The organism is Rhodococcus baikonurensis (genome assembly GCF_040489275.1).
In the GTDB taxonomy this organism is placed as follows: Bacteria; Actinomycetota; Actinomycetes; order Mycobacteriales; family Mycobacteriaceae; genus Rhodococcus_F; species Rhodococcus_F baikonurensis.
On record NZ_JBEUOQ010000003.1, the window covers coordinates 65233 to 85324 of the forward strand.

32 protein-coding genes are annotated in these 20092 nt (G+C 61.1%); 10 read left to right on the forward strand and 22 right to left on the reverse strand.

What is annotated here, in order from left to right; genetic code table 11:
- Window positions 1–8 precede the first annotated feature (8 nt).
- On the forward strand, window positions 9–680 hold the full coding sequence (locus ABWI03_RS07880) for a Rid family hydrolase (protein ID WP_298776077.1): 672 nt from the start codon (window positions 9–11) through the stop codon (window positions 678–680).
- A complete protein-coding gene (gene tatA, locus ABWI03_RS07885) occupies window positions 680–856 on the forward strand; it encodes a Sec-independent protein translocase subunit TatA (protein ID WP_353798853.1) in 177 nt (58 codons plus the stop codon). The genes ABWI03_RS07880 and tatA overlap by 1 nt, the downstream gene beginning before the upstream one ends.
- 51 nt (window positions 857–907) lie before the next feature.
- Here tatA and ABWI03_RS07890 read toward each other — a convergent pair whose 3' ends face one another.
- The 5 genes from ABWI03_RS07890 to ABWI03_RS07910 form a co-directional block, all read right to left on the reverse strand.
- Window positions 908–1522: a class I SAM-dependent DNA methyltransferase gene (locus ABWI03_RS07890; RefSeq protein ID WP_298776074.1), complete on the reverse strand. Its 615-nt coding sequence runs from the start codon at window positions 1520–1522 to the stop codon at window positions 908–910.
- A complete protein-coding gene (locus tag ABWI03_RS07895; protein WP_124567388.1) occupies window positions 1519–2277 on the reverse strand; it encodes a PIG-L deacetylase family protein in 759 nt (252 codons plus the stop codon). Before ABWI03_RS07895 ends, ABWI03_RS07890 begins: the two co-directional genes overlap by 4 nt.
- Complete coding sequence (locus ABWI03_RS07900) at window positions 2271–3209, reverse strand: acyl-CoA dehydrogenase family protein (protein WP_200314354.1); 939 nt, start codon at window positions 3207–3209, stop codon at window positions 2271–2273. Before ABWI03_RS07900 ends, ABWI03_RS07895 begins: the two co-directional genes overlap by 7 nt.
- Entirely contained in the window at window positions 3206–3910 is a 705-nt protein-coding gene (locus ABWI03_RS07905; RefSeq protein ID WP_283376871.1) for a glycosyltransferase family 2 protein, read from the reverse strand. The genes ABWI03_RS07900 and ABWI03_RS07905 overlap by 4 nt, the downstream gene beginning before the upstream one ends.
- Before the next feature lie 201 nt (window positions 3911–4111).
- Window positions 4112–4879, reverse strand: coding sequence for a GAF and ANTAR domain-containing protein (locus tag ABWI03_RS07910; RefSeq protein WP_095971895.1), 768 nt, complete (start codon window positions 4877–4879; stop codon window positions 4112–4114).
- 109 nt (window positions 4880–4988) lie between these two features.
- On the opposite strand from ABWI03_RS07910, the gene ABWI03_RS07915 reads away from it, so the two are divergent.
- Window positions 4989–5687, forward strand: a complete 699-nt coding sequence (locus tag ABWI03_RS07915; protein ID WP_298776066.1) for a HemK2/MTQ2 family protein methyltransferase — start codon at window positions 4989–4991, stop codon at window positions 5685–5687.
- On the opposite strand, the gene ABWI03_RS07920 is transcribed toward ABWI03_RS07915, so the two are convergent.
- Window positions 5644–6693, reverse strand: coding sequence for an iron-containing redox enzyme family protein (locus tag ABWI03_RS07920; protein WP_298776065.1), 1050 nt, complete (start codon window positions 6691–6693; stop codon window positions 5644–5646). The two genes, ABWI03_RS07915 and ABWI03_RS07920, sit on opposite strands and share 44 nt — an antisense overlap.
- On the opposite strand from ABWI03_RS07920, the gene ABWI03_RS07925 reads away from it, so the two are divergent.
- Window positions 6694–6933, forward strand: coding sequence for a CDGSH iron-sulfur domain-containing protein (locus ABWI03_RS07925; RefSeq protein ID WP_166812229.1), 240 nt, complete (start codon window positions 6694–6696; stop codon window positions 6931–6933). It begins immediately after the preceding gene.
- A gap of 122 nt (window positions 6934–7055) precedes the next feature.
- On the opposite strand, the gene ABWI03_RS07930 is transcribed toward ABWI03_RS07925, so the two are convergent.
- The 3 genes from ABWI03_RS07930 to ABWI03_RS07940 form a co-directional block, all read right to left on the reverse strand.
- The gene (locus ABWI03_RS07930; protein ID WP_003943666.1) at window positions 7056–7259 is read right to left on the reverse strand and encodes a cold-shock protein; all 204 of its coding nucleotides are present in this window, start codon (window positions 7257–7259) and stop codon (window positions 7056–7058) included.
- 316 nt (window positions 7260–7575) lie between these two features.
- Window positions 7576–8553, reverse strand: a complete 978-nt coding sequence (locus ABWI03_RS07935; RefSeq protein WP_095971898.1) for a YihY/virulence factor BrkB family protein — start codon at window positions 8551–8553, stop codon at window positions 7576–7578.
- An 86-nt stretch (window positions 8554–8639) separates the two neighbouring features.
- Window positions 8640–9077 carry an STAS domain-containing protein gene (locus ABWI03_RS07940; RefSeq protein ID WP_124567382.1) on the reverse strand — a complete coding sequence of 146 codons (438 nt, stop codon included), beginning with the start codon at window positions 9075–9077 and terminating at the stop codon, window positions 8640–8642.
- Window positions 9078–9392: 315 nt separating this feature from the next.
- Between ABWI03_RS07940 and ABWI03_RS07945 the strand changes: the two genes are divergently transcribed.
- On the forward strand, window positions 9393–9641 hold the full coding sequence (locus tag ABWI03_RS07945) for a modification methylase HgiDII (RefSeq protein ID WP_095971900.1): 249 nt from the start codon (window positions 9393–9395) through the stop codon (window positions 9639–9641).
- 16 nt (window positions 9642–9657) lie between these two features.
- Here ABWI03_RS07945 and ABWI03_RS07950 read toward each other — a convergent pair whose 3' ends face one another.
- Together ABWI03_RS07950 and ABWI03_RS07955 are read right to left on the reverse strand one after the other, a co-directional pair.
- Window positions 9658–10440, reverse strand: coding sequence for a SigB/SigF/SigG family RNA polymerase sigma factor (locus ABWI03_RS07950; protein WP_095971901.1), 783 nt, complete (start codon window positions 10438–10440; stop codon window positions 9658–9660).
- A complete protein-coding gene (locus ABWI03_RS07955; protein ID WP_019747468.1) occupies window positions 10437–10871 on the reverse strand; it encodes an ATP-binding protein in 435 nt (144 codons plus the stop codon). Before ABWI03_RS07955 ends, ABWI03_RS07950 begins: the two co-directional genes overlap by 4 nt.
- Before the next feature lie 236 nt (window positions 10872–11107).
- Between ABWI03_RS07955 and ABWI03_RS07960 the strand changes: the two genes are divergently transcribed.
- Window positions 11108–11545, forward strand: a complete 438-nt coding sequence (locus tag ABWI03_RS07960; RefSeq protein WP_200314347.1) for a hypothetical protein — start codon at window positions 11108–11110, stop codon at window positions 11543–11545.
- Between the two features lie 9 nt (window positions 11546–11554).
- Here the strand turns inward: ABWI03_RS07960 and ABWI03_RS07965 are convergent, their stop codons facing one another.
- The 5 genes from ABWI03_RS07965 to ABWI03_RS07985 form a co-directional block, all read right to left on the reverse strand.
- Window positions 11555–11872 carry a WhiB family transcriptional regulator gene (locus ABWI03_RS07965; protein WP_095971959.1) on the reverse strand — a complete coding sequence of 106 codons (318 nt, stop codon included), beginning with the start codon at window positions 11870–11872 and terminating at the stop codon, window positions 11555–11557.
- Window positions 11873–12056: 184 nt separating this feature from the next.
- Window positions 12057–12728 carry an ANTAR domain-containing protein gene (locus tag ABWI03_RS07970; protein ID WP_095971902.1) on the reverse strand — a complete coding sequence of 224 codons (672 nt, stop codon included), beginning with the start codon at window positions 12726–12728 and terminating at the stop codon, window positions 12057–12059.
- A gap of 48 nt (window positions 12729–12776) precedes the next feature.
- Complete coding sequence (locus ABWI03_RS07975) at window positions 12777–12911, reverse strand: hypothetical protein (RefSeq protein WP_020968725.1); 135 nt, start codon at window positions 12909–12911, stop codon at window positions 12777–12779.
- Between the two features lie 73 nt (window positions 12912–12984).
- Window positions 12985–13530 carry a Dps family protein gene (locus tag ABWI03_RS07980; RefSeq protein ID WP_095971904.1) on the reverse strand — a complete coding sequence of 182 codons (546 nt, stop codon included), beginning with the start codon at window positions 13528–13530 and terminating at the stop codon, window positions 12985–12987.
- A gap of 84 nt (window positions 13531–13614) precedes the next feature.
- Entirely contained in the window at window positions 13615–13773 is a 159-nt protein-coding gene (locus tag ABWI03_RS07985; protein WP_166812223.1) for a hypothetical protein, read from the reverse strand.
- 358 nt (window positions 13774–14131) lie between these two features.
- Here ABWI03_RS07985 and ABWI03_RS07990 point away from each other — a divergent pair, with 358 nt between their 5' ends.
- A complete protein-coding gene (locus ABWI03_RS07990; RefSeq protein ID WP_124567380.1) occupies window positions 14132–14434 on the forward strand; it encodes a MerR family transcriptional regulator in 303 nt (100 codons plus the stop codon).
- Between the two features lie 25 nt (window positions 14435–14459).
- Here the strand turns inward: ABWI03_RS07990 and ABWI03_RS07995 are convergent, their stop codons facing one another.
- The 4 genes from ABWI03_RS07995 to ABWI03_RS08010 form a co-directional block, all read right to left on the reverse strand.
- Window positions 14460–14837, reverse strand: coding sequence for a hypothetical protein (locus tag ABWI03_RS07995; protein ID WP_095971906.1), 378 nt, complete (start codon window positions 14835–14837; stop codon window positions 14460–14462).
- A gap of 137 nt (window positions 14838–14974) precedes the next feature.
- Window positions 14975–16462: an alpha,alpha-trehalose-phosphate synthase (UDP-forming) gene (locus ABWI03_RS08000; protein WP_095971907.1), complete on the reverse strand. Its 1488-nt coding sequence runs from the start codon at window positions 16460–16462 to the stop codon at window positions 14975–14977.
- Window positions 16459–16878, reverse strand: coding sequence for an STAS domain-containing protein (locus ABWI03_RS08005; RefSeq protein ID WP_095971908.1), 420 nt, complete (start codon window positions 16876–16878; stop codon window positions 16459–16461). The genes ABWI03_RS08000 and ABWI03_RS08005 overlap by 4 nt, the downstream gene beginning before the upstream one ends.
- Window positions 16879–17137: 259 nt before the next feature.
- Complete coding sequence (locus ABWI03_RS08010; protein ID WP_124567378.1) at window positions 17138–17326, reverse strand: PI-type proteinase; 189 nt, start codon at window positions 17324–17326, stop codon at window positions 17138–17140.
- A 169-nt stretch (window positions 17327–17495) separates the two neighbouring features.
- Between ABWI03_RS08010 and ABWI03_RS08015 the strand changes: the two genes are divergently transcribed.
- Window positions 17496–17744 carry a hypothetical protein gene (locus tag ABWI03_RS08015; protein ID WP_095971909.1) on the forward strand — a complete coding sequence of 83 codons (249 nt, stop codon included), beginning with the start codon at window positions 17496–17498 and terminating at the stop codon, window positions 17742–17744.
- Window positions 17745–18024: 280 nt separating this feature from the next.
- Here ABWI03_RS08015 and ABWI03_RS08020 read toward each other — a convergent pair whose 3' ends face one another.
- The gene (locus ABWI03_RS08020; RefSeq protein ID WP_234036715.1) at window positions 18025–18516 is read right to left on the reverse strand and encodes a hypothetical protein; all 492 of its coding nucleotides are present in this window, start codon (window positions 18514–18516) and stop codon (window positions 18025–18027) included.
- The gene (locus ABWI03_RS08025) at window positions 18513–19091 is read right to left on the reverse strand and encodes an RNA polymerase sigma factor (protein ID WP_029537811.1); all 579 of its coding nucleotides are present in this window, start codon (window positions 19089–19091) and stop codon (window positions 18513–18515) included. The genes ABWI03_RS08020 and ABWI03_RS08025 overlap by 4 nt, the downstream gene beginning before the upstream one ends.
- A gap of 185 nt (window positions 19092–19276) precedes the next feature.
- On the opposite strand from ABWI03_RS08025, the gene ABWI03_RS08030 reads away from it, so the two are divergent.
- Both ABWI03_RS08030 and ABWI03_RS08035 read left to right on the forward strand, forming a co-directional pair.
- Window positions 19277–19741: an Asp23/Gls24 family envelope stress response protein gene (locus ABWI03_RS08030; RefSeq protein WP_003943699.1), complete on the forward strand. Its 465-nt coding sequence runs from the start codon at window positions 19277–19279 to the stop codon at window positions 19739–19741.
- Window positions 19738–20022: an Asp23/Gls24 family envelope stress response protein gene (locus ABWI03_RS08035; protein WP_235171494.1), complete on the forward strand. Its 285-nt coding sequence runs from the start codon at window positions 19738–19740 to the stop codon at window positions 20020–20022. The genes ABWI03_RS08030 and ABWI03_RS08035 overlap by 4 nt, the downstream gene beginning before the upstream one ends.
- Window positions 20023–20092 lie beyond the last annotated feature (70 nt).

The window sequence follows — 20092 nt, forward strand, 5'->3', positions numbered from 1 at the left end:
GTCAGATCATGAAATCTCGCAGCACCAAGATCCTTGCAGCCGCATTTGCCGCCACCGCGCTACTGGGGTTCGCCACTGCCTGCTCGTCTGACGAGGCGGACGCCGAGACCACATCGAGTTCGTTCGTCTCCACATCGATTCTCGAAGCGGGGCAGGCCAACCCGATGATCGCTCAGGGTGTCGCGATCGGCGGCGACACCGCGATCTACAAGACCAGCGGCATCGGCCCGTCGGCAGGAAACAAGGCGGCGCCGGAAGGATCGCCGGAGTCGTACATCGACGGTCAGTTCTCCGGCGGTGCTCTGCCGGCCGGGGTCACCGTCACCGAGGCACAGGGCATCAACGTACTCAAGAAGATCCGCGACAACCTCGAAGCACAGGGATTGAGTCTCGAAGACGTCGTGACGATGCGCGTTTTCCTCGACAATGCGCCGGGGTCGGACAAGGCCGACTACGCCGGATGGAATCGTGCGTACCGCCAGTTCTTCGCCAACACCAATCTCGACACCGGTGATACGGAGCTGGTTCCGATGGGCACTGCCGAGCCGATCGCTCCGATCGAGCGCAACAGCGCCCGGCCCACCCGCTTCGCGCTCGAGGTTGCCGGACTGCCGGTTGCCGGTTGGCTCGTCGAGGTAGAGGTCGATGCGGTGTACCCCGAGGGCAAGGAACCCGCCTGATGGGCGCGCTGAGCCCGACCCACTGGGCGATCGTCGCAGTAGTGCTCGTGGTGCTGTTCGGTTCGAAGAAGTTGCCCGACGCGGCCCGCGGCCTCGGCTGGTCGATGCGGATCCTGAAGTCCGAAGTCGGTGAACTGCACTCGGATACGGACCTCGCGTTGGAGAAGCGAGACTGACCCCGTGCGCGGTTGAGGAGTCCCCACACTCCTCAACCACGCACAGGAGTTCTAGATCAGACCTTCGGAACGCGCTACCGATGGTGGTGACGGCGGACCCTTCACGAAGACATCGATCAGCACGTCCTCGTCCTGGTACGACGCGAATTGCGCCAACCCCGGTGTCTGGCGCACAGCCGAATGAACGGCGTCACCGTTTTGCGGATACTCCGGTACGACGTGACGCCAATGGGCGCACAGCAGCGTTCCACCAGGCTCGAGATGCTCGACGACGTGCAGCATTGCCTCGATCAGCTTTTCGAAGGTCAGGTAATAGCCGACCTCGCTGACGACGACGAGGTCGAAGGTCTCGTCGGGCCAGTCGTCACCCAAAGCCCAGAGACGGAATTCGGCGTCACGACCGGAAAGCCGCGCGCGAGCATTCTCCAGTGCGACGGGGACGATGTCGGTGGCGAGAACGCTGTCGCAGCGCTCGGCCAACTTCTCGGTGAGAACCCCGATCGAGCACCCAGGTTCGAACGCGCGGCGGTATCGAGGTTTCGGGAGCATGGCGACACTGAGCGAGTACTTTCGCTGCTCGTACCAGCGGGATTCGAAATCCCATGGGTCGGACTGTGCGGCATACATCTTGGCGAAGTAATCCGCGGGCAGTTCACGATCGCTCATACGAACACCGTCTCGTACGGTCGCAGTAGTCGTTCCATCGCGTGTCGGGGGAGGATGGGCGCATCCGCGGGGTGATCGGAAAGCGGGGCGATCTGTGAAGTGAACTCATTGGTGGCAGCAGATTTTGCAGCCTGCACGTCGGAAGGCAAGGTCACTCTTCTTGCTCTGTCCCACGGGACTGCCGCATGATCCGGCGCGGCCCAATGCCACGCCCAGATGGGGTACTCGATCAATCGTGCTCCAGTATCCGCGCACGCCCTTGCCGCAGCGTCACCGGTGGCTTCATGATCCGGGTGGCCGTCCCCTCGCCACGTCGAGGCGCACCAGGTATCGGCCGAGGAATCACCGAGAATCGAGCTGAGGCGGTCGGTCAACTCTCGCCGGTTCTCGCCGATCTTCCCGTCCGGGATGCTCAATCGAACCGGCGCGGGAATCCCGAGCACACGCGCCGCTCGATCCGACTCGGACCGTCGAAGTTGTTCCATCTCGGGCTGAGTCACCGTCGGTGAGTCGGGATGTGAAGCGCCGCCGTCGGTAACGGACACCACGTGGACATTGATTCCGGAAAGTGTTGCCAGGAGTGCGGTTCCACCCAGGCCGAGGATTTCGTCGTCGGGATGAGGTGCGACGACGATCAATCGCGAGCACCCGCTCAGGTCCAGTTCCGGAAACCTGCGTCCCCACTCCCGCCACGTCGATTCGGGGGTGCCACCGTCGTCGACGGGCTTCTGCGCGAACAGTTTCGAGTTCACCACGGCCGTTTCCCCTTGGCCGCAATCCGGCCCAGTTCTGCCAGATCCTTCTCGGCGTGGCTCTGCCGCAAGTAGACGGTGAGGTCGGCGACGCGGGCGGCATGCTCGGCGTCCATGCAGAGCGGTGCAGCCCCGAGAGCGCGTCCCACCCGATCCAGGGTCTCGGTGGCGGCGCGCTCGACGATTGCCCGCACACGCAGTGCCCGTTGCATGGCCTCGGCATTTTCGTCGAAAGGGTCGGCGTCGATCTCCGCCGCCGCGACTGCGAGCGCGTTGCGGGCCGCGGCCAGCGCCGCGTCGACCGCACCGAGGTGCGCGAGTACATAGGGATCTTCGCTGCTTGCGGCCTTGTCGTACAACGGATCTGCGACGCCGCAGGCACCGCCGTACCAGCATGCGGCCACTCCTATCGCGCCGTGCCAGAACCCCGGCCGGCTCAGGTAGTCGCCTGCCGTCCCGACCGGTATTGCCGGAACCATGTCGAAATCGACCGCGCTGGAGTCGCTTTCGGCCATGCCAACGGCCTTCCACGAATCGGGAACTGGATGTACCCCAGGTAGTCCGAGCTCGACCGCGAAGAGTGAGGGGACACCGTCGACCAACGCGGTGATCAGTGCATGCGTGCAGGTGTTGGCGCCCGAACACCACAACTTGCGACCGGTGAGTGTCCAGATCCCCACGTGCTCAGATGCATTCACCACTGGTTCGGGTGGCTCGGCTGCCCACACTCCCCACAGCTGACCCGGTTCGGGATCGGGCCCGTCGAGTTCGGTGAGTATCGCGACTGCATCGGTGTGGGCCTCAGCCATTCGGCCGAGGACCACGTTCTCTCGAGTGAGTTCTGCCAGGGAGGTCCATCGTGCTGCCGTCGCGCCGCCGCCGGGCAACGGCAAGTACAGTCCACCTGCGTCCAGGAGTGTGTGTAGTCGTTTCATCGTGCCAGCTCCGCTTCTTCGTTATCGGCGGTCGTACCACCCAGGTTACGGATATGTCCGGCAAAACCGCCCGGAGTTCGGCCGTCGAGACGTGCAGACGTGGTGACCGCAATGTCTTCGGCCCATGCGATACAGGCACCAGCTTCGCTCAACCGCCGGACGAGATCGACGTCCTCGTCTTCTTCGAGATCGGAGAATCCTCCGACGCTCCAGTACATGTCGGCGCGGACACCGAGGTTGGCACCGTGGACGTGACCGTGTCGACCGTACGGATGCTCGTGATACATACGTTCGTATCGTTCGCGGACTGAGTGTGGATGACCTTCCCAGTCGGCGATGCGCACGGTTCCCGCGACGACATCCGCAGTACGCGCATATTCCAATTGGCGCGCAATCCACGTGGGGCCGACCACCGAATCGGCATCGGTGGTGGTGAACCACGCTGAGGCGCCCAAATCTGAGCCGAACGCGGAGAAGCCCGTCGCTCGCGAACGTCCGACGTTCTGATGCTCGACACGCAGTACTTCCACTCCGTCGGGGACGACCCCCGCGGTTCCGTCCGAACAGTTGTCGAGGACGGCAACAAGTCGGACGGGGACAATGCAAGCCGATGCCGCTGTTGCGAGTGCGCGAAGGCAGTTGGGAAGGTCTTCGGCTTCGTTGTGGGCGGGAACTACGACAAGAACCTGGTCGATTGGCACAGTGACGATCCTTTCCTCACCCTGGTACGGTCGGGTCTTCTTTCGTCCCGGTTCTCAACAGATAACCACATTTCGGACGAGTGCCGCCGCGCGACCGCCAGCAGTTACGCAGGTCGAAAACTGTTTCGGTGAAACATCTCTGGATGCGTTTGGGAACTGCACCTTCGGGGTACAAAACGGGGTTTTGCCACCGGCGTTCTTTCAGAACCGGCGGTGGCGCACCGAATCGACGAGCATCCGGGCAACCTCGTGCAGTTTCACGTTGGTGTGCTGCGATTGCTGCACGAGACGGCTGAATGCTTCGTCGGCGTCGATACCGTGGACGGCGATCAGGACGCCCTTGGCCTGTTCGATCTCGGCCCGAGATTCCATGGCGCAGTGCAGTTGTTCGATGTGTTCGTGCGCCTGACGCCAGCGTCGTGAATCTGCGATCGCTGCGCCCGCACCGGCGGTGAACAATTTCATCAACTCCTCGTCGAAGGGCTTGAACTCTGTCGACGCGAATCCGTAGACGTTGAAAGCACCGAGTAGTTCGGTGCTGCCTTCTCCCATGGTGATCGGCACGGACAAGTAGGACCGGACGCCTTGTTTGCGGGCCTCGGCGGTGAATTCCGGCCATGTTTCCTCGTGATCACCCACCTTTGCCCGTACCGACGACACAGTGCGCGCGGCGTCAACGCACGGACCACGATCGGCAGAGTGCTGGGCGTCGTCTATCTCGGAAAGGTAGTCCGCGGTGGATGCGGCAGTTCGTGGGCCATCGGCGGACAGCACCGTCACGCTGACAGCATCGGCATCCGGCAGGGCTTTGACAGCAGTCTCGGCCAGACGTTGGAGCATGGAGTCGAGATGCTCGTCCGTGTTCAGAGTGGACCGGAGTCCGGCGATCGCTTCGGCGAGAGTGTCGAGCGAATCTGCTGCGGAAGCAAACGCCGCGGCTCCCTGTGGAGTGTCCGCATTGCCTGTCATGACTCAGGTCTACTCCGCAAACTGCGACGATGTAACCGTTCCAGGCGGTTGATGCTTCGATGTTGCATGAAATCCGAGGTTCCTGGGTAGCCGCACGCAGCGATGTGCGATGTCGCCTGAAAAAGAGGAGCCGATGATGATCCTGCGTCTACCTGGTGTGTATCCACCGCAACACGACACGTCGTTACTGGCGGATGCGCTGCTGTTCGAGCACCTCACCGCTCGCAGTCGGGTGCTGGATCTGTGCACGGGGACCGGCGCCCTTGCCGTCGCGGCATCCGCGGCCGGCGCAGGTCACGTCGTCGCGGTCGACATATCTCGCCGAGCGTGTGCCAACGCTCGTCTCAACGGGATCCTCAACGGAACCTCGATCGACTCCCGTCGTGGGGACCTCACCGGCGCGGTGCACGGGGAACTCTTCGATCTGGTGATCTCCAACCCGCCGTACGTCCCTGCGCTTGCAGATAATCTCCCTACCGCTGGAATCGAACGGGCTTGGGACGCAGGCAAGGACGGTCGTGCCCTGATCGACAGGATCGCGGCCACGGTTCACGAAGTGCTCGTCCCCGGCGGCACACTTCTTCTCCTGCAGTCGGTACTGTGTGGGGTCGACAAGACCGAGGCCATACTCGAGGAACACGGTATGGCCGTGGAGATTTCGGCCCGGAAGTACATTCCCTTCGGGCCCGTGATGCGCGAGCGGCGCACCATGCTGGAGGCGCGAGGGCTGATCACCACAGGTCAGGAAATCGAACAACTCGTGATCATTCGCGCAACGAAGTCTCGCCCTTCTCCCAGCTCGATGTGAGGTGATCGCCGAGAAGGTCGTCGAACGCGAGGCACGCTGCGGCGCCGAACAAGATGTCATCAGTGCGGTGCGGCTGCGAAGAAGCAAGACCGCCGGCAAGTTCGCGAACGGCGATCTGTTCGTGAACCGAATCTGCTTCCACGTGCTCGTCGTAGAACAGTGTCGCGTCCGAACCGAATCCGAGTCGGCGCAGTCCGGCACTGTAGCGCTTGCTCGGCAGCGCCGACGTGGTCTCGACGGCGCACAGGTGCCCGACCAGCGTTCCGAGATGTCGACGATGAAAACCGAAGAGCGAGAGAGCATTCAACGACGCCAAGGTGACCGCGGGAACAGCATCGATGTAATGGCCGTAGCGGTCCGAAAGACCGACAGCCCGCATGGTGTCGGCAAAAAGACGCGAATGCATACGCTCGGCGCGGCCGCCTCCGTACTCGTCGCTCTGCACTTCGACGAGTGCCGCCTTGACGGCACCGGAGAGCCGCGAAATTCCGAGGGTGTGCACATCCGCTTCACGGAGCTGATTGAGCGAACGGTGAATCAGCACCTCCGCGAACTGATCGACCGTGGCGTCCTTCGCCATGAAGGACGCCAGACCGGGGCCGGCGCTGGGAGCGGTCGTCGCCCACAGGTCGGCCACCACGTCGCCGGACGACGGAACCTCTCCCACAAGTTCCGCGATGCCGGGCTCGAAGCGCGCTTCGAGCCGAGAGCGCACGGCGAGCAGATCCGGATTCCACTCCCACTCGTCCGAGACGTTCTCGATTCCCTGCAAATGAAGCTCGTAGAGGAGCGTCAGGGTCAACTGAGCGTCGTCGTCTCGAAGAATGTCGTAGGTGGGGTCGATGGACCGTGCATCCTCGTAGGCGTCGGTGGCAGCCGTAAGCTCCCTCGGATCGGCCGAGGAGCGCAGAATGGAAACAAGAGTGGCGCTCAGTGGGCCGCGCGCCTGTGGAACAGGCATGGAAGTGGGCACGCCAGTGGCCGAATCGAGAAGTGAAGAGGACATATGACCGCGTTTCCCGAATCGTCATCTGCCGAAACACCGAGTGTTCCTGGTAACAAGACCACCATAACCGCCTGCTCGGACGGCCCGCTGCTGGTGCGTGGTGACTTCGAGTTGCTCCGTGACGACGGCACTCCGATCGAGAACAAGCGCTCCACGGTTGCTTTGTGTCGATGCGGACGAACCGGTATCGCGCCGTTCTGCGACAGCTCACACAAGAAGAAGCGAGCGCGAGCGACCTAGCCGGTACCGGACCCGGAGTCCAGCAAGGCCAGGAAGACTTGGAAACCAAGAAAAGGCTGGATGCCGGCACCATGCGGTGCAGCGTCCAGCCTTTTCAGTCTGAAGTCAGACTGGGATCGAACTCAGATGGCGCGAACGTTCTGAGCCTGGGGGCCCTTCTGGCCCTGTCCGATCTCGAACTCGACCTTCTGGCCCTCGTCGAGGGACTTGTAGCCGCTGCCCTGGATCTCCGAGTAGTGAACGAACACATCCGGTCCGCCACCTTCCTGCTCGATGAATCCGAAGCCCTTTTCACCGTTGAACCACTTGACACTGCCCTGAGCCATAACCAAATTCTCCTGGATCCATCGAGCCGAGCCCTCCCATCGAGAGTCCGGTCTCACACCTGATCCTGCCATGCTCTTCTTTTTCTGTCTCCAATTACATGCATGGCGAGTTGCAGTATTTGACGGCTTTGTCCCGTTCCGGGACCGCGTCGGAAGCAGGTGATTGTTCAACTATGCGCGTTTACCTGCTGTGATGTATTCGTCGCTTCGATGCAGCGCGAAATGACAACACTTGTGTTAAATCTGGATTCGCGGCGCAGAATGCCACCCCGATACCCAGGAGGGGACCAAATACCCAACTCGATCGGGGTCGAGATCAGTCCGAATCGTCGGGTTTGGTGCGCCCGTCGAACGTCACATGGATGTTCTCGTGAGGAACCGCGCGTTGCGCCTTTGCTTGATCGGCGAAGGTGCGCCGATCGCCTTCGATGAGCTCGGTGTTGTCGGTGAACGGAGCCAACAACGCCCGCGGATGGAGTTTGTCGACTCGCACGACGTTGATTTCCGCGCACATGACGATCGAGGCGGCAGCGAGGAACAAGAAGGCCAACAAACCCAGAACGATGGCGAAGACGCCATTGGTGGTGGAGGCGCCTCGCACCACGGATGTCACGTAAAGGGCACCGAAGGACTGAAGTGCTTGCCAGAGAACAGCAGCGGCGATCGCTCCGGGTGCCACATCGGCCACCGAGAGCGGGCGGGCGCAGGTGAGCCGGAAAGCGACGATGAAGATGCCCGCGTTCAATACGACTACCGCAAGGGTCAGCAGGAAGCTGAACGAACCGCCCAGATGAAGCGCACCGCCGATGTTGGAGACAGCGGTGGTCCCCACGATCGCGAGACCGATCGTGCCGAGAAGCAGTAACCCTTGAAGACGACCGCGGATGGGATCCGGTCGCATGTTTCGGGGCACCGACCACACCGTGTTCATTGCATTCTGGCAAGCCAGAGCGACGCCGAGGCCACCGTAGAGACCACCGACGATTCCGATCACCAGCCCTGTGACACCGCCGCCGATCTGTTGCGCATTGCCCAGGTCGTCACCGATTACCGGAAACTGATGCAGCGCGGAGTCCAAGATCTGTTGCTGAAGCTCGGGGTTGCCCGAGAGCACGAAGCCGAGAATGGTCGAGAGCAACAGAAGAAGAGGAAAGAGCGAGACGAAACCGTAGTAAGCGATCAGCGCGGCGAGATAAACACCTTGATCGTCGAGGAACTTGTAGAGGACCGCTATCGGGAACCCCAGTGCCGGATGCTTCTGTTGCAAGGCATCGAGGCGCTTGGCGATTGTCATTCTCGGTCTCTCTCAGCTCGTCGGACAGCCCGACGAACCTTAGTCGCTGCGAGCGTGCGGCGCTCGACGCCGGTGCAGGCGTGGCGTCAGGAGGCTTCGAGCGACTGCTCGGCTTCGTCGAGTGCGCGCATGGCTCCCTCGACAGAGTTGGTGACCGGGAATTCCTCGTCCGCCCGCGCAGCCCGAAGCAAGCGTCGAAGCGGGTGTGACCCGATGACGGACCACTGGAAATCGTGGGCTCGCGAACGGGAGTTCAGTTCGGCGAACAGTTCGAGGCAGACCGCACCGACGAACAGTGAATTGGACAGGTCGAGAATGACGCGAGACCACTCCGCTGCGTACGAGTCGAGAAGTTCTCGTAGTTCTGGCGCGGACAGTTTGTCGAGGTCGACGTCGACCTGGATCAGGACTGTCGAGGGTGTTATCCGCCAGGCCGCGAAGCCTTGTGTGTCCACGATCGGCCCCAATTGTGTTGAGGGATCGACGAAATCGATCGGTGCATGGTCGAGATCATTCAGATTCATGGCAGATCCGGTCTGTGTGCTTTTCATCGAAAGGCTGACGACCGACCTGGCGGCACGGAAAGTGAAAGAGTCCAGGTGTGGAAAGCATCGAGCCCAATGGATGTACGCAGGAAAATGTGACCTGATCCAGAGCCTTGATGCGAACCGAGCGCCAGCGGCTTCAGCCCCGGCTGTATTCTCAACCTCGGTACCGTTCAGTGTAGCTCGAGGGCTTGGATCGGTCCAGGCTTGTAGTCGAACATTAAGCGGTGCAATGTTTTTGGACAGACACTTCGGTATGGTGGGGGATCAGCGTCACCTGACGAAGGGATTCAGATGAACGACCGCGATGCACTCACGGCCATCTCGACCAAGCTGGACACATTGATCGGCGCGCAGACCAACGGACTGAGGGACGAGGTTCCGCCCGGTTCCAGTGTTCAGCGCGCCGAGCAGGACGGCGAGCACGGTCGTTGGGGGCACGATTATCGCCTCGCCAACAAGTATCTCGAGGCTCTCGACATCGGCCAGCCCGGCCTCATCGATCGAGATGAGATGGAACGTCTTGCACAGGAATACATTTGATCCGCGAGACGTACCTTCAGAAGATTTCACCCATCTCGGTCCGTAGCTGCTTCAGAGTCTGAGTGAGGATTCTCGATACATGCATCTGAGAGATGCCGACCTTGTCGGCGATCTGGGATTGGGTGAGATGACCGAAGAATCTGAGAACGACGATCGTGCGCTCGCGCTCCGGTAGTGCCAGGAGCGCGGGCCGCAGGGTTTCGTGATTGTCGATCCGACTGATCGCTTCGTCGTACTGTCCCAAAGTATCGATCAGGGTCAGTCCGCTCCCGTCGCCGGCGGACGCCGTGTCGAGCGGGGTCGTTCGATACGAATTTCCGGCGGTCAACCCCTGTTCGACCTCGTCCGGCTCTATGTCGAGCTCCTTGGCGAGTTCCGCGACTGTCGGTGCACGGCCGAGCGTCTGCGACAACGACGTGAGCGCCCGGTTGAGGGCAAGGTGTCGTTCCTGAAGGCTGCGAGGCACGCGCACGGACCAGCCGTGATCGCGAAAGTGCTTGCGTACCTCACCCATTACGGTGGGGACTGCGAACGACAGGAAATCTGACCCTTTGTCTACGTCGAATCGCTGCACAGCCTGTACCAAACCCACGCGCGCAACTTGTTCCAAGTCCTCGAAAGGCTGGCCGCGCCCCTGGTAGCGGCGAGCGACGTGGGTGGCCAGTGGTAGGCACAGTTCGATGATCGAGTTGGTGATCTTTTCTCGGGTCGGATCGTCAGGCGGAAGCGAAGCCATCGAGACGAACAGTTCGACAGCTAGTTCGTACTGGTCCTTCTTGTCCGGTGGGACAGCGGTCACGCACGCTCCTGGAGCAAGCCCTTTTCAAGCGTCATCGTCAGGGTGATGTGACCGTCCGCGTCGATTTCCGATTGTTCCAAACGGACCGAGTCGACCAGTGCTTCGAGAACGAACCATCCGAAGCTGTGGGACTTGTCGGGTATTTCGGAGTGCGCAATCACCGATACGACGATCCGAAGAGTGCGACCGTAGGTCTCGAATCGGCAGGTCAAGTCGCTGGACGGTATCGCATGGCCGATGAGGATGCTCGCGACTTCGTCCATCGCCAGAGCAAGATCGGCTGTTCCGTCGACATCCAACCCGGTGTTGTTGGCAACAGTGCGAGTGATCCCGCGCAGAGTCGGCAGTTGGGAGTAGGACGCTCGGACGCGGAGCGAGGCGATGGAGTCGTGAGTAAGTTCGGCTTCGGTCGGACTCGACAGAGGGATCAAGGGGCTTCCTGTAGGTAGATGTGGCGTAATTCCGGCGGACCGAGGCAAGGAACGGTACCGGCCATGCGTGCCAGCCATCTCTACCCCGGAAGTATTCATGGCCTTCGATTACCCTTCGCGCGGCGAAGTAATCCTCTTTACTCGAACTAGAGGATGAATTGTGAGACACATCACCTGTGGTGCGCTCGTACCGATTCCCATCTTTCATTTGTGACCCGTTCGGGTACGTCCGTTTCATGGGCACTCAGGCGGACAGGCAGATCCCCGTACACACACGACCGGAAGGCGTCACGGACGACGAGGTGAAGGCAGCGGGGGTGTTGTCGAACGCCCTCGAAACGGTGGAGCGGGCGCGCGGCGCTCTGTACGACTTCCATCAGCTGATCGGACATGCGGATCTCATGCTCGACGAGGTCGTCGAGTTACTGCGATCCAGCGGTAACGACGAGCTGGCCGATCAGATCGAGGGCGAGTTGATGGGCCGGAACGTGGTCGAAGGGCGCTGGACCTTCCAGCTCGTCGAAGAGTTCGACGAGAACTACTGGTCCTTCTTTCGCGAATGCGAGCAGGTGGTGCGTGACAAGCTGGCCGGTGGAGTATCGCACCTCTTCGAAGCCGAGATGAAGGAGCGACGCCGCACGCACGGTTTGCGACACCACGAGGCCAGACCTTGAGGTTGCTACCTATTCCGGTGAGCTCGCCGCGGCACTGATCAGTGGTTCAGTTCGACTTTTACGCAACGATTCTCGTTCGGTCGCCGTCATGCCGCCCCAAATGCCGTGGGGTTCCCCGGTCTGGATGGCGTGCACGAGGCATCTCTGCACGACAGGACATCTGGCGCACACCAGCTTCGCCGAACTCTCGCGCTTCGCTCGCCTGGAGCCGCGCTCGTTCGTGTCGTCGTAGAACAGGGCGGGATCGGTGTCGCGGCAGGTGCCGGACAGCTGCCAATCCCACTCGTCGGCAAGGGGCCTGGGAGATGTGTAGGAGCGCATGAACATGGACGTTCCCTTCGCTGCGTGACGAACTCGACTCGGATCGAGGATCCAGGTCGGGTGTTGAGGCAAAGCTCGGTCCCGCCGGCCTGAACCGGCGGGACCTTCGAGGCTCCTCCCTCGCGGGGAAGATTTCGGGGGTACCTCTGGTCGGTCATTACCCAGCCGTACAACTTTTGAATCCCGGTCGTCAGGAATTCTTTTGATCCACGGCACGTCTTTCTGCTGCGGCGACAAGACCACCGGCGATGTCGCGCACCTTGACGTTCCATTCCTGCGACATCTGAACCAGAAAGTCGAAGGCGTGGTCGGCAGAGCACTCGCGCTCTGCCATCAGTAATCCCTTGGCCTGCTCGATCACTGGCCGAGAGTCCAAAGCTCTTCTCAGTTCGTCGTTCTCCGCGCGAAGGCGGGCAAGTACGTCTGACGCCGAACTGGACTGCTGAGCCCGCGGTCGTAGAACCTCGTACACACGATGAAGCACTCCGATAACCCTGCCGTCATCATCGGTGACAGAGGAATTGACCGTATTCCAATAGCGCGTGACAAACAGCCCGCTGCCTCGCTCGTCGCGCACATCGTAACGCTGAGTCGGCAGTGCGTCCCGAGTTCTGGAGTGCATCGTGCGCTCGAATGACGCTGTCAACGAAAAGATTCCGTCGGCAAACGAGTCGTCGGGATTGTCGGGGAAGGCTTCGAACACTTCCACTCCGTGTAACTGATCGAGGCTGCGGCCGGATACGGCAAGGTACTCGTCGTTTGCGCCCTGGATGCGAAAATCGCTGTCCACGAGCAGAAGAGAAGAAGTGCTTGCCGCAAAGCGATCGCTACGAACGATCGAGCGGAGAGTGCTCGAACTCATGATTGTGTCGTTTCTGTCCTGTCTTCGACGGCTGCGGCCCCTGATATTTCAGAAGTAGTTGATCGCGAGAACTCCAAGAGCGGTGCCTGCCACGATCGATCCGAACAACAAACGCTGCTGCAACACGAACATCTGATACTCGCGACGTGTCTGTGCCGACGTGCCGCGCGAGTCCGCAGACATGCTCTTGCCCTTTCCTGTTGTGGGGGGTGCGATTTCGGCCGACCCCCGATCGGCCGAAATCGCGGACGGTGCATCAGCTCTGGCGTGCCTCATTTGCGGCATCCTGCTCGGTGGACGCGCCTTCGTGTACGAGGCTGCCACCCGAGTTCTCGAGGTGAGCACGAACGAACCACTGGAATTTTTCCAACTGTGCCGTCTGGCCGATCAACATGTCTTCGGTGATCGGATCGATCTTGCCGACGCTGTCAATTGCTGTGCGACTGTCGGTGATGACCCCGGTGTAGACGAGGTCGAGCGCAGCGAGGTGCGCGCGAGCGTCGTCTCGGCCGACGGAGTAGTCGTCCCACGTGCGGTCCCGCTCGATCGCTCCCGCGGTGCCCTTGGGCGAGTTACCCAGTGCCGCGATACGTTCGGCCACATCGTCGGCGTAGCCGCGGACCAACTCCACCTGGGGGTCGATCATCTCGTGGACGCCGATGAAGTTGGGGCCCACGACGTTCCAGTGAACGTGCTTGAGCGTGAGGTGAAGATCGTTGTAGGCGCTGAGGCGTTCCTGCAGAATATCGGCGACGGACGAACCGTCTGCGCTGCTCAGTCCCGGTACGGTGAACTCGGACATATGTTTTCCTCTCGTCGTGATGGGGATCGCCCGCAAACGGGGCGATCTCGCGCCATCGTCAATCGGATCGCGTGTCGGACAGGTTCAGTGCGCGAGTGCTACCGGCTCCTCTGTCACCGGGTCGCCGTACATCATCGCGATTCGGCGCTTGACCTCTTCGGTTGTCAAAGTCGCGCTTGCGACAGTGAATCCGATGCCGGTGTTGCTCTCGCCCTGTGTGGGCGGGATGTCGATCGTCGTCATCTTGCTCCCGGTGAAGAGTGTGCCGTGAGGGAGTCGGCTGAACCACCGACTCCGACGTCTGGGTGTTCTGCACCATCGAGCTCCGGTTATGGCGCTTTCAGGTGCTACAAAATCTATATCAGCCGATGTAGATAATTGGCAAGGCTGCTTCGGCTCGGTGGCGAAGGGGAGCTAGCTCTGCGATCTCGTTGAAATGGGACTTGAGCTGCATTTACATGCATTTCTGGCACTCCAATTTTTGCCGTCAGTGGCCCTGGACACGCTTGAATCTATGTTCCCCGCGTCAGATTCACTGCGTGATGATGCTAAGGTCGGATAACGCCGATTGAGACAGCCGACACCGAACTAGGAGGTTCCAGTGACGTCGGAATCCCAGACCCGGGCGCTGCGCGGCGTATACGGGATCTCAGTGATGTCAGAGCTGTCCGGGGTAGGACCTCAGACGCTGCGCCTTTACGAGCGAAGGGGTCTACTCACCCCTACCCGCACGGACGGTGGTACGCGTCGGTACAGCGAGGCCGACCTGGATACGCTCGGACGCATCACCGCGCTGATCGACGATGGGGTCAATCTTGTCGGAATTCGTCTGATTCTGTCCCTGGAGGCAGAGAATGCAGTCTTAGCGGCTCGAATCAGCCAGTTGACCGCCGAGAACGACTAGTGACGCCCGCGGGAGACGATGCTGTTCAGGATGGAGTTTCGGTGCGGGTAGGGTCGCCGAAGTCCGCGTCGGCGGAGATCTTGTTGCCCGCCGCTTCGATCTGTTCGAACGCGGCGTCCAGAGCATCGACCAACCATTGGTGCGACGCCTCCGCGAGAAGGCGATCCGCAGTGTCGGTGTTCTCGGATTGGAAGAACCGCACCAGCCACGATTCCCCGTTGTCGGGTCGATCGGAGAGTCCGGCCGCGGTGTTTGTCGCCAGCAGGTAACGGTTGTACTCGAGATCGACACGAATGGCGTACTCGCCGAACAGATTCACCACGTTGGCCGGCCGATGAGTAGCGGCAGCGAGCGCGATGAGTGCGTCGTTGTAGGTCTCGGAGTACTTCATCGTGAGGGGCATGGTCGGCCTGTCTTTCTGGGCCGATGCAGCATTGCACGGCTATGTCGAGGAGATCAGTTCGCAGCCGCTGCTTGACGATGAACTGAAACCAATCCTAGCTCGAGTCTCCGAGCGCCCTTGACGCAAGCCCGCGAGGGTCAGTTGTTGCGCGCAAAGTCCGACTCACGCTCCGTGACGAACTGATCGTCCGGAAGCGGTCCGGGTGGGGCAAGCGCGGTCAGGAACGACTCGGCCCACTGATGCACATCGTGCGTCATGACCTGCCGATGTAGCGCAGCCATCCGGCGACGGCCCTCTTTCGGATCCTGATGAACCGCGGTCAGAATCGTATTCTTCACGCCGTCCAAATCGTGCGGGTTGACCAGATACGACTGTCGTAATTCCATTGCAGCGCCGGTGAACTCGCTGAGAACGAGAGCGCCTCCCAGGTCGCTTCGGCAGGCTACGTACTCCTTGGCCACCAGATTCATCCCGTCGCGCATCGGCGTCACGAGCATGACGTCGGCAGCGACGAACAACGCGATCAGTTCTTCACGGTCGACCGGTTGATACAGGTAGTGAACTACGGGGCGGCCGATCTGACTGTGGTCGCCGTTGATGCGGCCCACCTGTTCCTCGATGACACTGCGAAGGTCGATATAGTGTTGCACGCGTTCACGACTGGGCGTCGCGAGCTGCACCATCGTGTACTTCTCCGGATCCAAACGGCCCTCGTCGAGGAGTTCCTTGAGGGCTTGCAACCGTAGATCGATGCCCTTGGTGTAGTCCAGGCGGTCGACTCCCAGCAGGATTTTCTCGGGATTTCCGAGCTCTTCCTTCAATTCGCGTGCGCGGCGCAGGACCGATTCGCTCTTCGACTGCCGCTCGAGCTCGGCCGAATCGACGGAGATCGGAAAGGCTCCCACCTTGACGACGCGAGAATCGAAATCCACATGCCCGAGCGCACTTCGAACACCGACGCCTGCGGTCGTTGTCTTGAGGCCGAGTAGTTTGCGGGCCAAGAACAGGAAATTGTTTGCGCCACCAGGTAAGTGGAAGCCGATCAGATCGGCGCCCAGCATGCCCTTGACGATCTCCTTGCGCCACGGAAGCTGCATGAAGAGCTCGACAGGAGGAAACGGAATGTGAAGAAAGAACCCGATCGTCAGGTCCGGGCGCAGCTCGCGCAACATTGCCGGCACGAGTTGCAATTGATAGTCCTGCACCCAGACGGTGGCTCCGTCCGCGGCGCAACGGGCGGTTTCCTCGGCGAACCGCTGGTTGACCGCGACGTACGTGTGCCACCACGACCGTTCGAACGTCGGAGCCACCAGAACGTCGTGGTAGAGCGGCCACAACGTGTCGTTGGAGAATCCCTCGTAGTACTCGGCGAGGTCCTGAGAGGTGAGCTCGACGGGAAACAGGCGAAGGCCGTCAACCACTATCGGATCTACCTTCTCGTCCGCGACCCCCGGCCAGCCGACCCAAGCGCCATCTCGCTGTCGCAGGATGGGTTCGAGCGCAGTGACGAGTCCACCCGGACTTCGCTTCCAGTTCTTGCCTCCGTCTTCGTCGGTTTCGAGATCGACGGGCAGTCGGTTTGCGACGACGACGAATTCGGAGAGCTTTTCGAGATCGGTACTCACGCCGACATCGGCTCCGCCAGGGTCTCGTCCAGGACGGGCGTCGAGGACAGGTACGTGACCGCCTCGGCTGTCGAATCGGTGAACACGATGTCGGCGTCCATTTTCAGAAGAGAGAGCGGGCGCCTGACGGGGTGCGCTGCGACGAGCGTCCAAGGTACGCCGAGCCTTCGTGCCTTGGCCGACAGAGTCTCGATGATGGAAAGACCTCCGACGGAGATGAACTGGACGTCCGAGCAGTCGAGTACGAACGGGTGACGCTCACCGATCAGGTCGTCGACGCAAGCAGCGAAATCAGCTCGGGACCGGACGTCGATCTCACCGCTGACCACGAGCGACTGAATGTTTTCCGCACACGTCGTGGTGAATGTGGGGGGACTGTCCGTACGCTCATCTGTAGTTCTCGAAAACTCGTTCATCGAAACTCCTGACGGATTGCTCGAAACGGTTCGTTCGAACGGTCTGGTTCGAAACGGTTTCGTTCGAAACCGGGAAACGGCACGGGAAGCAACGCACGAACCGTGCTCGTCTTCAACGGCTGGGTACTCAACCGTGCTGAGTGCCTACCTTACCGCATCGCGAAAACCCAGGTGAAAAGCGTTAGATCCGTACGGATTTCAAGGACCCGTGAGCGTCGACCCACGGGACCTTGGTCCCGATGACTAAGTCCCTGCGGGATCAGTCGGTGTCGGTCGCCGGGCCGGTGGTCGTAGCTCCACCCTCGTCGGCCCAGGTTCGCTCGCCCGACGGATCGGTCTGAACGTCTTTGTGCGCTGCATCGGAGCCGGTTCCGGGACCATGATCGGTGTCGGTGGTCTGCGGCTCGTCCGTCTGATCCGCGTGGTCGGTGGAATTCTGTTCAGTCATGGTGTGTGCGTTTCCTTCGGGAAGTCGTTGTTCATGTACTTGTCGTTTCCTGCTCACCCGCGAGGGGTACTCAGTAGGTGGTAGTGCGTCACGTCGAGTCAGTACGCCACGTCGAGCCCGTACCAGCAAAGTCAGCTGTCACCGAAGCAGGAGATTTCACGTGAACCATATGACCGTGACGACCGAACACCTGCGTGCACTGCTCGGCAGCGGCCCCCATTCGGAATTGGTAGCGGTTGGTGGCGAGATCGAGATCTACGTCCCCGACGAAGAAGGGTTCGGCCTCGAGGGTATCTCGCTTGTCACTCGTGAGCAGTTGGCCGAACGCCTACCGTCCTCGCACGACAACCCCGACGAAGGTGAACTGCGTATCGCCGCGGAATCGTTGAGCGAGATGATCGCCGAACTCGGTGGCTGACTACTGAGGTCACTGACTACTGAGGTCACTGACTACTGGGGCCACCTGACTACTGAGGCCCCCTGGCTTCAGATTCTCGCTGACTTCAGATCTGGGGGATGGGATCCGGGGGATACGGATTCGGTGGTGTCGGAGTCGGCGGCACAGGTGGTGGATTCAGCGGATCGGGTGGTGTCGGGGCGGGTGGTGTCGGCGGCCCCGGATCGGGGACCGGGCCCGGATCCGGTGGTGGGGGAGTGGTCATGAGTGCCGGGTTCCCAAACACTTGCCGAACAAACACCTAGTGTTCGGAGTGGCTTTTGGTGTTCTCCTCGGCAGGTAGATCATCCACGATGTCGACTACGGCGATGTGGACGCTCTCTGCAGAGACCGGTGGGTCCATGTCGCCGAGGATCAAGTGAACGACGTCGACGACGGTGAACCGTACCCGGTCCGACAGTTCGGCTAGATCCACTCCGTACGGCGCTGTCAGTTCGATACGTAGTGAACGTATTTCGTGGCCGTCGACGAAGAACTCGATACTGCTCGGCGAGCAGTGGTGTCGAGAACGGATCTCGGCGGCCAAATGGGTGCGGAGTACGTGATCGCTCACCGACACCGTGCCGAGACGTGGACCCTCGGACGCATGTGCATCGAGCGGCCAACTGGACGCCGAGGTCGACCGCAGTGCCCGGATCACCTTGTCGCTGATTCGATCCCATCCTGGCTCGGGAGCGTTCCGCAGGACGTCGGATGCGTGCGCCATCAATGCGTCGGTTCGTGATTCAGTCATCGCCACCTCGTCATTCGTTCACTCAGGTTAGCCCGTGCGCGATGGTGATGCCCACGCACCGAATCCGGAGTGAGTCTCAGAATCTTGCCGATTTGAACGAACGTGAGCATCTCCACCTCTCGTAGTGTCCAGGCTGCACGCTGGCGATAAGGCAATTCACCCAAGGCCTCTTCCAGAGCTTCCAGGAACGCGGAGTTCGAGGTCGCGTCGAACGGACCGGCCTCGGGAGACGGCACGAGAGGATCGAGCAGCTTGTCGTCGATCGGTTGAGCCCGCTTGATTCGATAGCTGTCCACGATCTTTCGGGAACAGATAGCGAAAAGCCATGTTCGCATCGACGATTCGCCACGAAATGAATCGAGGCGGCGCCACGCGGCAACGAAGGTGTCCTGGACTACCTCGAGAATGTCGCCTTCGTCCGCGAGCATTCGACGCGCATATCGGTGGAGCGCGGGGCCGTAGTAGTGCACGAGTGACTCGAATGCTTCTCGGTCGCCGAGTATCGCGGCGTCCACCGTTGCAGGGTCCAAGCCGTCAGGTGCTTCGGCGAGCCCCTGTGTGTGCGGTAACGCCACAGTCGCTCCTCTCGCAGAAATGCGGATACTCGGCTGCGTTCGAAGATTGTTCGCGCGGCCGGGGCGTTGAATGTTACGGACAGTAACTAACAAGTGTCAGTGATGCACGTCACCCGGCTGAGGCATTCGGTTTTGCGTTCGAGTCGCGACTACACAGGTAGATCGATCAACAGGAGGAGATGACAATGGTCAGCACGCAGGTTGCGACAGCATCTACGAAGGATGTTGCATCATCGAACGACTCGGCTCTCGTGAGCTCGCAAGGAAAGACGTCGATCGCCGACACCGTTGTCTCGAAGATTGCCGGCATCGCTACGCGAGAGGTGAGCGGCGTGTACGACGTCGGCGGCGGAGCGTCCCGAGTCGTCGGGGCACTGCGTGAGCGGATCCCCGGCGCGAGTGTCAACCACTCCCAGGGAGTATCGGTCGAGGTCGGCGAAAAGCAGGCAGCGGTCGACATCGACATCGTGGCCGAGTACGGCGTATCGCTCGCCGATCTGGCCACCGGCATTCGTCGCAACGTCATCGCGGCGCTCGAACGGATGACCGGTCTCGAGGTGACCGAGGTGAACATCACGGTTCACGACGTCCACCTTGACGAGGGCAGTGACGACGAAACCGGCGAGCCCAAGACTGCACGGGTGCAGTGAGTTCCGAAATCGCTGACACCATCGCGGAGGCTGTGACGCGGGTGCCTGGGGTCGCCTCGCTTCATGCCGGAATGTTCGGCGAGGTTGGCACGTACCTCCCCGGTCGTCGCGTCGTCGGCGTGCGGGTGACGGAGTCGTCGACGGACATCCATGTGTGCATCTTCGTCGACGCCGCCGTTCGCGATACGGCTTTACGTATCCGCGAAGCCGTTTCGGGACTCGTTGCAGGCCCAGTGAATGTGACCGTGGAAGACGTAGTCGGTCGTGCGCACGATGCCTGAGCACTCTCGAGGTTCAGTTCCTGATCGCCGATCCGCACGCCGAGAGGCGATCAGGAACTACCACCCCGAC

Bases quoted from the DNA above. Each gene is read 5' to 3' on its own strand.
- ABWI03_RS07880 (WP_298776077.1), top strand. From the start codon at position 9: ATGAAATCTCGCAGCACCAAGATCCTTGCAGCCGCATTTGCCGCCACC.
- ABWI03_RS08020 (WP_234036715.1), bottom strand. From the start codon at position 18,516: ATGACTGAATCACGAACCGACGCATTGATGGCGCACGCATCCGACGTC.
- ABWI03_RS07915 (WP_298776066.1), top strand. From the start codon at position 4,989: ATGTCGCCTGAAAAAGAGGAGCCGATGATGATCCTGCGTCTACCTGGT.
- ABWI03_RS07920 (WP_298776065.1), bottom strand. From the start codon at position 6,693: ATGTCCTCTTCACTTCTCGATTCGGCCACTGGCGTGCCCACTTCCATG.
- ABWI03_RS07970 (WP_095971902.1), bottom strand. From the start codon at position 12,728: ATGAGTTCGAGCACTCTCCGCTCGATCGTTCGTAGCGATCGCTTTGCG.
- ABWI03_RS08005 (WP_095971908.1), bottom strand. From the start codon at position 16,878: ATGAACGAGTTTTCGAGAACTACAGATGAGCGTACGGACAGTCCCCCC.
- ABWI03_RS07985 (WP_166812223.1), bottom strand. From the start codon at position 13,773: ATGACGACGATCGACATCCCGCCCACACAGGGCGAGAGCAACACCGGC.
- ABWI03_RS07975 (WP_020968725.1), bottom strand. From the start codon at position 12,911: ATGTCTGCGGACTCGCGCGGCACGTCGGCACAGACACGTCGCGAGTAT.
- ABWI03_RS07900 (WP_200314354.1), bottom strand. From the start codon at position 3,209: ATGAAACGACTACACACACTCCTGGACGCAGGTGGACTGTACTTGCCG.
- ABWI03_RS07995 (WP_095971906.1), bottom strand. From the start codon at position 14,837: ATGCCCCTCACGATGAAGTACTCCGAGACCTACAACGACGCACTCATC.
- ABWI03_RS08010 (WP_124567378.1), bottom strand. From the start codon at position 17,326: ATGACTGAACAGAATTCCACCGACCACGCGGATCAGACGGACGAGCCG.
- ABWI03_RS07890 (WP_298776074.1), bottom strand. From the start codon at position 1,522: ATGAGCGATCGTGAACTGCCCGCGGATTACTTCGCCAAGATGTATGCC.
- ABWI03_RS07980 (WP_095971904.1), bottom strand. From the start codon at position 13,530: ATGTCCGAGTTCACCGTACCGGGACTGAGCAGCGCAGACGGTTCGTCC.
- ABWI03_RS07965 (WP_095971959.1), bottom strand. From the start codon at position 11,872: ATGTTCATGCGCTCCTACACATCTCCCAGGCCCCTTGCCGACGAGTGG.
- ABWI03_RS07935 (WP_095971898.1), bottom strand. From the start codon at position 8,553: ATGACAATCGCCAAGCGCCTCGATGCCTTGCAACAGAAGCATCCGGCA.
- ABWI03_RS07940 (WP_124567382.1), bottom strand. From the start codon at position 9,077: ATGAATCTGAATGATCTCGACCATGCACCGATCGATTTCGTCGATCCC.
- ABWI03_RS07925 (WP_166812229.1), top strand. From the start codon at position 6,694: ATGACCGCGTTTCCCGAATCGTCATCTGCCGAAACACCGAGTGTTCCT.
- tatA (WP_353798853.1), top strand. From the start codon at position 680: ATGGGCGCGCTGAGCCCGACCCACTGGGCGATCGTCGCAGTAGTGCTC.
- ABWI03_RS07930 (WP_003943666.1), bottom strand. From the start codon at position 7,259: ATGGCTCAGGGCAGTGTCAAGTGGTTCAACGGTGAAAAGGGCTTCGGA.
- ABWI03_RS08015 (WP_095971909.1), top strand. From the start codon at position 17,496: ATGACCGTGACGACCGAACACCTGCGTGCACTGCTCGGCAGCGGCCCC.
- ABWI03_RS07910 (WP_095971895.1), bottom strand. From the start codon at position 4,879: ATGACAGGCAATGCGGACACTCCACAGGGAGCCGCGGCGTTTGCTTCC.
- ABWI03_RS08030 (WP_003943699.1), top strand. From the start codon at position 19,277: ATGGTCAGCACGCAGGTTGCGACAGCATCTACGAAGGATGTTGCATCA.
- ABWI03_RS07960 (WP_200314347.1), top strand. From the start codon at position 11,108: ATGGGCACTCAGGCGGACAGGCAGATCCCCGTACACACACGACCGGAA.
- ABWI03_RS07945 (WP_095971900.1), top strand. From the start codon at position 9,393: ATGAACGACCGCGATGCACTCACGGCCATCTCGACCAAGCTGGACACA.